Raw genomic sequence first — 6,093 nt, forward strand, 5'->3', positions numbered from 1 at the left:
CGGCCGTGGCGACGAGGGCGGCGACGACCTCGGGGTCGGGCGCGCCGGTGCGCTCCAGGACCCGTACCTCGTCCTCGGCGTACTCCTCCAGCTCGCGCCGCCAGCGCCGGGCCGCGAGCCCGATGCGGTGCTCGGCGCTCTCCAGGGAGGACGCGCGGCCGGCGAGGCCGGGGGCCTCGGCGGCGGGCTCGCGCCGCCAGGCGTCGTCGACGCGCTCGTCCGCGGCGGTGACGGCGCACAGCAGGAGGGCGGCCAGGCTCTCCACGAGGGCGTCCAGGAGTTCTCCCGCGGTGCAGTCCAGGGGGAAGGCGCGCCAGCGCTTGAGGGCGTCCCCGGCGAGTACGGCGCCGGCCTGGAGCCGGGCCCGCACGCGCGCGTGCTCCTTGTCGTAGGCGGCCTCCACGGCCGAGGTGAGCCGGAGGGCCGCCGCGTACTGGGCGGCGGCCGCGCTGGCCAGCTCGGGCATGCGGGACCTGAGGGAGTCGAGGACGCCGTGCGCCGTACGGGCCATGACCTGCTGCCGGGCGGCGGGGTCCTGGGCGTGGTGCACGAGCCAGCTCTTCAGGGGCGCGACGGCGGTGGCGGGCAGCAGGCCGGCGCCCCAGGCGGATTCGGGCAGCTCGGGCACGGTGAACCGGGGTACGTCACCGAGGCCGGCCTTGGTGAGCAGGGCGCCGTACTGCCGGGAGACCTCGGAGACGACCTGGTGGGGGACCCGGTCCAGAACGGTGACGAGGGTCGCGTCGTACTCCTTGGCGGTGCGCAGCAGGTGCCAGGGGACGGCGTCGGCGTAGCGGGCGGCCGTGGTGACCATGATCCAGATGTCGGCGGCGCAGATCAGTTCGGCGGCCAGGACGCGGTTGTCGGCGAGCAGGGAGTCGATGTCGGGGGCGTCGAGGAGGGCGAGCCCGCGCGGGAGGGTGTCGGCGGTCTCGACGCGCACCACGCGCGCGGGGTCCTCGTCGGCGAGCATGAACTCGTCGGCGGGGTCTTGGTGGGGCACCCACACGCGGGTGAGCTGGGGGAGCACGCGCATGCCGCTGAACCAGTGATGATCCTCCGGATGGCAGACAAGGACCGGTGTCCGGGTGGTCGGCCGCAGCACGCCGGCCTCGCTCACCCGCCGGCCGACGAGGGAGTTCACGAGCGTCGACTTGCCCGCGCCGGTGGAGCCGCCGACGACGGCCAGCAGCGGCGCCTCGGGCTCCCGTAGGCGGGGTACCAGGTAGTCGTCGAGCTGCGCGAGGAGTTCGTCGCGGTTCGCACGCGCGCGTGGCGCCCCCGCGAGGGGCAGCGGAAAGCGTGCGGCGGCGACACGGTCGCGCAGAGCGGAAAGTGTGTCGAGCAGCTGAGGCCGTACGTCCAAGGTCACCACATGCGAAGAATGCCCAATTTTAGGGGAATTCTGAAGCATATAGACATGTCTGCGCGCCGACGGGACAGAACGGACGGAAGGGATGACCGGGACATGGCCGCAGTCCAGGCATAACGAGTGCACAACACCCGGTGCCGTCGGGCACCAAAAGCGGTGCACGATTCGTACCTGCCTGCGATTATCAGGACCGCTTCACCGAACCTCCACATCGAGCCACGGAGGGGAAGCGACAGGGTCAAGGAACCGGGAGCCCTATCCTTGACCCCGGCAACGTCACGGATCAGCCCACCCCAGGGCACCGCACACGAGGCCACCCCACCGGCCCCCGTAGCTCAGTGGATAGAGCAGGCGCCTTCTAAGCGCTTGGCCGCAGGTTCGAGTCCTGCCGGGGGCGCCAGTCTCCACCCTCCCGCTCGGGAGGGCTTTTCGCTGGTCAGAGCGGATGTCTGTGGGCACGACGAAGCCCCGGACGCCCTCTTGATGATCAAGGGCTGACTCCGGGGCTGTCCGGCTGTCACCGGGTTCTCGCGGGTGGCCGTGTCGAATACGTGTCGAAGTTCTCGACCGGTGGAAGATCAGCCGGTGCCCGGCACCTCCGCCTCCGTTTCCGGAAGATCACCCGCGGCCTCCAGCCGCCGCTTCAGGTCCGGCAGCTGCCCGTCGACGCACCGGGCGTACGTCGCCAGCAGCACGGCGACGCTGTTCCCGGCCCACTCGGCCACCTGGGCGGGCGGGATCCCGTCGTTGAGCCACTTCGTCAGGCGCGTGTGCCGGATGTCGTACACGCGCCGTCCAGTGGGTGACTCGAAGACGTGCGGGGGCAGTACGGCCTTACGCGCGCTGCGCCACGCCCGGCGGATGACGGAGCCGGCGAGGATGCCGCCGGACTCACCCTGGAAGAGCAGATCACCCGGCTGGAGCTGTTCGTCCTCGATGTGCTGCCGCAGGATGCGCGTGAGGGCCGGATGCCCCGGCACCGCGCGCGTCTCGCCCTCGGCGCGGCCCTTCAGATCCCGTTGCTCGTGAATCTCCCCCGTGTCGGTCCACTGCTTCCCGACCTCCGGCGTCGCCGTGTGGATCAGCAGCTCGCACCACTGGTCGTCGGCGTCGGGTTCCGGCAGGGTCACGTCCTCCACCCGCATGGCTATGGCTTCCTCGGGCCGTGGACCGCAGTAGTACAGCGTGGCGAAGAAGGCGTGGAGCCGCTTGCCGCCCCGCGGGCGGCGCCGGATCCAGTCGAGGATCGCCGCCGCCTGCTCGGGATTCAGCAAGGACCGCTTGTCCACGGCGTTCGTGGTCTTCGTGACCGCCGTGGACTCCTTGCCCTTGGGAAGCGGGTTGGCCCGAAGGATGCGCCGCCGGATCGCGTACTTCATGGCGACGTTGAGGATCCGGCGGTTGCGCTTCCGGGACCAGGCCGCCGCTTGCTTGCCGTCAAGGCGGGTGTCGATGGCGTGCAGGACCTGGTCGACCTTCTCCGGGTCCTCCCAGGCCGAGACGGGCAGGGAGTTCCGCTCCACCCACTTCAGGACGGCCACCACGTCTGGGGGCGCGTCCGGACGTCGGTTGGTGTTGAACGCCCATTCGCGAAGGGCCGTCCGCACGGCCGCAGGTGCGAACTGGGTGGGCTTGGCCCGCAGCAGGGCGACGGTGGTGGCGGTCAGGGTCTTCGCGATGTTCTTGCGGCTGTTGCCGCCGAGGTGGGGCCAACGGGCGTCCACGTACTCGACGGCGAACTTGTACCAGCTCATGGCAGCCGACTTCGAGCGATGAGACACCGGGAGACCCGTGGCGACGACGAAGGCCTCACCCTTACCCGTGGCCCGGATGAGTTCCGAGCGGAAGCCCTCGGCGAGCGCGACGGTGCTGAAGGGCTCACGCCAGCGCTTGCCCGCGACAACCCAACGCACGGTGTACGTGGTCTTCCGAGCGCCCTTGTAGGTGAGGATCTTGTAGATCTTCACGTCGTACGTCGTCTCCATCAGGCGGCGTCCTCGCGGTCGTCCAGCCAGTGATCGAGATCGCTCCGCCGGATCCGGAGATCGCCGTTCGGGAGCTTGATGCAGCGCGGTGCACGGCGCTTGGCCCGCCAGTCGTAGAAGGTCGAGCGTGAGATGGCCAGTTCCTCGCAGACCTCCGCGAGGGTGAGCATGGTCCGTCGTGACCGGATGCCTGTGGTCATTCCGTGCTCCCTTCGTTCAGGAGGGCGTCGCGGGCGGTTTCGCGGTTGGTCTGGAGGTCGCGGGCGATGGTCGCGGCGAGGGCGGCTTCACCCGGGGTGTGGCCGTGGCCGGCGTACTGCCAGTCCGCTAGGACGAGGACGGTGTCCGGCTCGCGGTCGTCGAGGCCGAGGACGGATGCCTCCTGGGCGGCGCGGTAGTCGGCGCGTTCCTGGCGGAGGGCACCGAGAGTGGTCGAGTACGTCCGCGACTTGGACGAGAAGTGCCCGCGGAAGCCGAGCATGTGGGCCCAGGCCCAGAGACGCCGGTCCGGGTAGAGGCTGTCCAGGTCGCGGCAGGCGGTGATGAGGCGCCGGGTGTGGTCGGGGACCTGGTGGCGGTCGAGTTCGGCGAGTTCGCCGATACGGCGGTCCAGGGTGCCGGTGTTCTCGGCGGCCTTGGTCGCGTACTTGGCCACGTACGAGGCGACGGCCTGTTCGGTGATGTCGGAACCGTCGCCGAACGCCTTCACCGGGCGGACGTCGAGCTGTCGGCCCCAGCGGAAGGTACGGGCGGGTTCATCACCGGCAGCCGGGACCGAGACGGACGTGTACGAGTGCGCTGCGGCGGCATGTACGGCGTCCGTGAGGAGGTCGACCGTGGCCCAGGTGGGCGGGGGTGTCCCGGGCCCCTCCGGGCCGTCGAGGCGTACGACGGCGTGGAAGTGCAGGGCTCCGCGCTTCTGGAACTCGGCGACCTTGCCGTACGAGACGCGAAGGTGTTCGGCGAGTTCACGGCGGGGCAGGCCGGCGCGGGCGGCGATTTCGCGGCGGAGTCGCGTGGTGAAGCGCTGCCAGAGCTGACCGGCGTGGTTGTTGAACAGCACGGCGCCCGCGTAGTCGTAGCTGTCCGGGTCGAGAGCGGTGCCCAGCTCCGGAGCATCGGACGTGTGCGGGGTGCCGCAGCGGCAGGTGCCGTGATCGGGGCGGTTGTGGACCAGGCCGAACGAGGGGGCCGTGAGGGTGGCGAAGACACGCGGGTGATCGCGGACGGTGGCGGGGACGTCGCGGCGGTCGTCTCCGGTCAGGCCCGCACGGATCAGGTGGTAGGTGTCGCCCGCGTAGGTCCAGGCGCAGGACGGGCAGCGGGAGGCGCGGCGGTTGCCGCAGGCGAGGCGGAGACGTCCGCCCGGCTCCTGCTCGGTGGAGTAGTGGTGCAGGGTCTCGCCGGTGGTCTTGTCCTTGTGGAGGACCCAGCCGGTGAGGTGGATCGGATCGGAGCAGCCGCCGGTACGGCGGATCTGGTCCTCCCAGCGGGCGTAGTCCGAGGCCGCGGCCACCCGCAGCACGTCCCCGAGGGTGATCGGGTCAAGCAATGTGTCGGAAATCGGCGCACTCGGTGTCGCGGATGAGGCGCGGTGGGCCATGCTTGGGGTTCCTTCCGGTTGCGAGATCGGACAGGGACGGCGCCCGGGCGGCGGATGCTTGGCGGTATCGAGGCCGCCCGGGTGCCGGTCAGCGACGCTTGGCGTCGGAAGTGAGCAGGGAGCGCAGGACGACCGCGCAGACGGCGACCGAAGCGCCGGTGATGGCGACCGCCAGGAGCAGGGAGACCAGGACGGCTCCGAGCACCAGGACGACGGCCGTGCCGCCGCCCACGAGGGCGAGGACGGTGCCAGGGGTGAGCTGGACCGTGGGCCGGACCGGCGTCGGAGCCGGCGGTGCGACCGGCGGGGTCCCCGCGTTCGGGGTGATGGCGGTCGGCTCTACGACGGCGGGCGGTGCGCCGAGCCCGGTCGGCGCGGGCATGGTGGGGATCTTCGGACGGAACATCGGTGATCTCCTCTCGCGAGCGGGCTACTTGACGAGCGCGTTGATGGCCGGGGCGAGGACGCTGTCGGCGAGGAGGAAGCCGCCGAGCAGGAGAACGCCGATGAGCCAGGCCGGCGGGCGGATGAGCTTGACGCCGAGGTAGCCGACGGCAAGCAGCGCGAACCAGAGCGGGACCTGCATGGCGGATGTCTCCTAGCGGACGCGGCAGCGGTGGGTGCGGGCGGCGAGCTGGGCCGCGGACTGACTGGAGTAGTCGGCGGACCAGCCGCAGTCGTCGGAGCTGCACACGGCGGCGTGCTTGGTCTGGCCGTTGCGGTCGCGGTGCGTGCCGATCTGCACCGGGCCGATGCGCATCACGGAGTGGAAATGGTCGCGGGCAGGCATGTCAGTCGGTCTCCTCTCGGGTCGTGGCCGGGGCGGGGAAGCTGGCCCGGATGCCGGCGGCGGTGGCCGCGTCGGCGGTGAGGCGGGCGGCTTCCTCGGCGAGCAGGTGGGCGAGGAAGGGCCGGTTGGCGGCGGCCATCTCACAGGCACCGTCGAGGTAGTCGGAGGCGGTCAGGTCGCCCGGGTCACGGGTCACTGGTCTCCCTCTCTCGCCGATCAGGCGAGGTGGGCGGCGATGGCGTCGGCGAGGTGGGGCGGGACGCCGAGGCGGGAGCGCAGGGTGTCGGGGTCGATCGGGGCCCCGGTACGGGCGCGGTACTCGTCGGCGACCTTGCGGGCGTGG

8 protein-coding genes, 1 tRNA gene and 1 pseudogene are annotated in these 6,093 nt (G+C 71.3%); 1 reads left to right on the top strand and 9 read right to left on the bottom strand.

The window, feature by feature from the left end; genetic code table 11:
* Positions 1-1,375: dynamin family protein (locus CCN44_RS12395; RefSeq protein WP_107502069.1), on the bottom strand; the 1,375-nt coding region annotated here is incomplete at its 3' end.
* Positions 1,376-1,696: 321 nt separating this feature from the next.
* Here CCN44_RS12395 and CCN44_RS12400 point away from each other — a divergent pair.
* Positions 1,697-1,772: transfer RNA gene (locus CCN44_RS12400), tRNA-Arg, on the top strand.
* 178 nt (positions 1,773-1,950) lie between these two features.
* On the opposite strand, the gene CCN44_RS12405 is transcribed toward CCN44_RS12400, so the two are convergent.
* From CCN44_RS12405 to CCN44_RS46130, 8 genes and pseudogenes are all read right to left on the bottom strand, one after another.
* Entirely contained in the window at positions 1,951-3,357 is a 1,407-nt protein-coding gene (locus CCN44_RS12405) for a tyrosine-type recombinase/integrase (protein WP_086697676.1), read from the bottom strand.
* Positions 3,357-3,557: a helix-turn-helix transcriptional regulator gene (locus CCN44_RS12410; RefSeq protein ID WP_086697677.1), complete on the bottom strand. Its 201-nt coding sequence runs from the start codon at positions 3,555-3,557 to the stop codon at positions 3,357-3,359. The genes CCN44_RS12405 and CCN44_RS12410 overlap by 1 nt, the downstream gene beginning before the upstream one ends.
* Positions 3,554-4,921: a replication initiator protein RepSA gene (gene repSA / locus CCN44_RS12415; protein WP_208639760.1), complete on the bottom strand. Its 1,368-nt coding sequence runs from the start codon at positions 4,919-4,921 to the stop codon at positions 3,554-3,556. Before repSA ends, CCN44_RS12410 begins: the two co-directional genes overlap by 4 nt.
* Before the next feature lie 127 nt (positions 4,922-5,048).
* On the bottom strand, positions 5,049-5,366 hold the full coding sequence (locus CCN44_RS12420) for a SpdD-like protein (protein ID WP_086697679.1): 318 nt from the start codon (positions 5,364-5,366) through the stop codon (positions 5,049-5,051).
* 24 nt (positions 5,367-5,390) lie between these two features.
* The gene (locus CCN44_RS12425) at positions 5,391-5,546 is read right to left on the bottom strand and encodes a hypothetical protein (protein ID WP_086697680.1); all 156 of its coding nucleotides are present in this window, start codon (positions 5,544-5,546) and stop codon (positions 5,391-5,393) included.
* A gap of 12 nt (positions 5,547-5,558) precedes the next feature.
* Complete coding sequence (locus CCN44_RS12430; RefSeq protein WP_086697681.1) at positions 5,559-5,750, bottom strand: mobile element transfer protein; 192 nt, start codon at positions 5,748-5,750, stop codon at positions 5,559-5,561.
* 1 nt (position 5,751) lies between these two features.
* Positions 5,752-5,946: a hypothetical protein gene (locus CCN44_RS12435; RefSeq protein WP_086697682.1), complete on the bottom strand. Its 195-nt coding sequence runs from the start codon at positions 5,944-5,946 to the stop codon at positions 5,752-5,754.
* A gap of 20 nt (positions 5,947-5,966) precedes the next feature.
* Positions 5,967-6,093: pseudogene (locus CCN44_RS46130) on the bottom strand (DUF2637 domain-containing protein); the annotation flags it as partial.

Source organism: Streptomyces tricolor (assembly GCF_002155905.1).
GTDB lineage: Bacteria > Actinomycetota > Actinomycetes > Streptomycetales > Streptomycetaceae > Streptomyces > Streptomyces tricolor.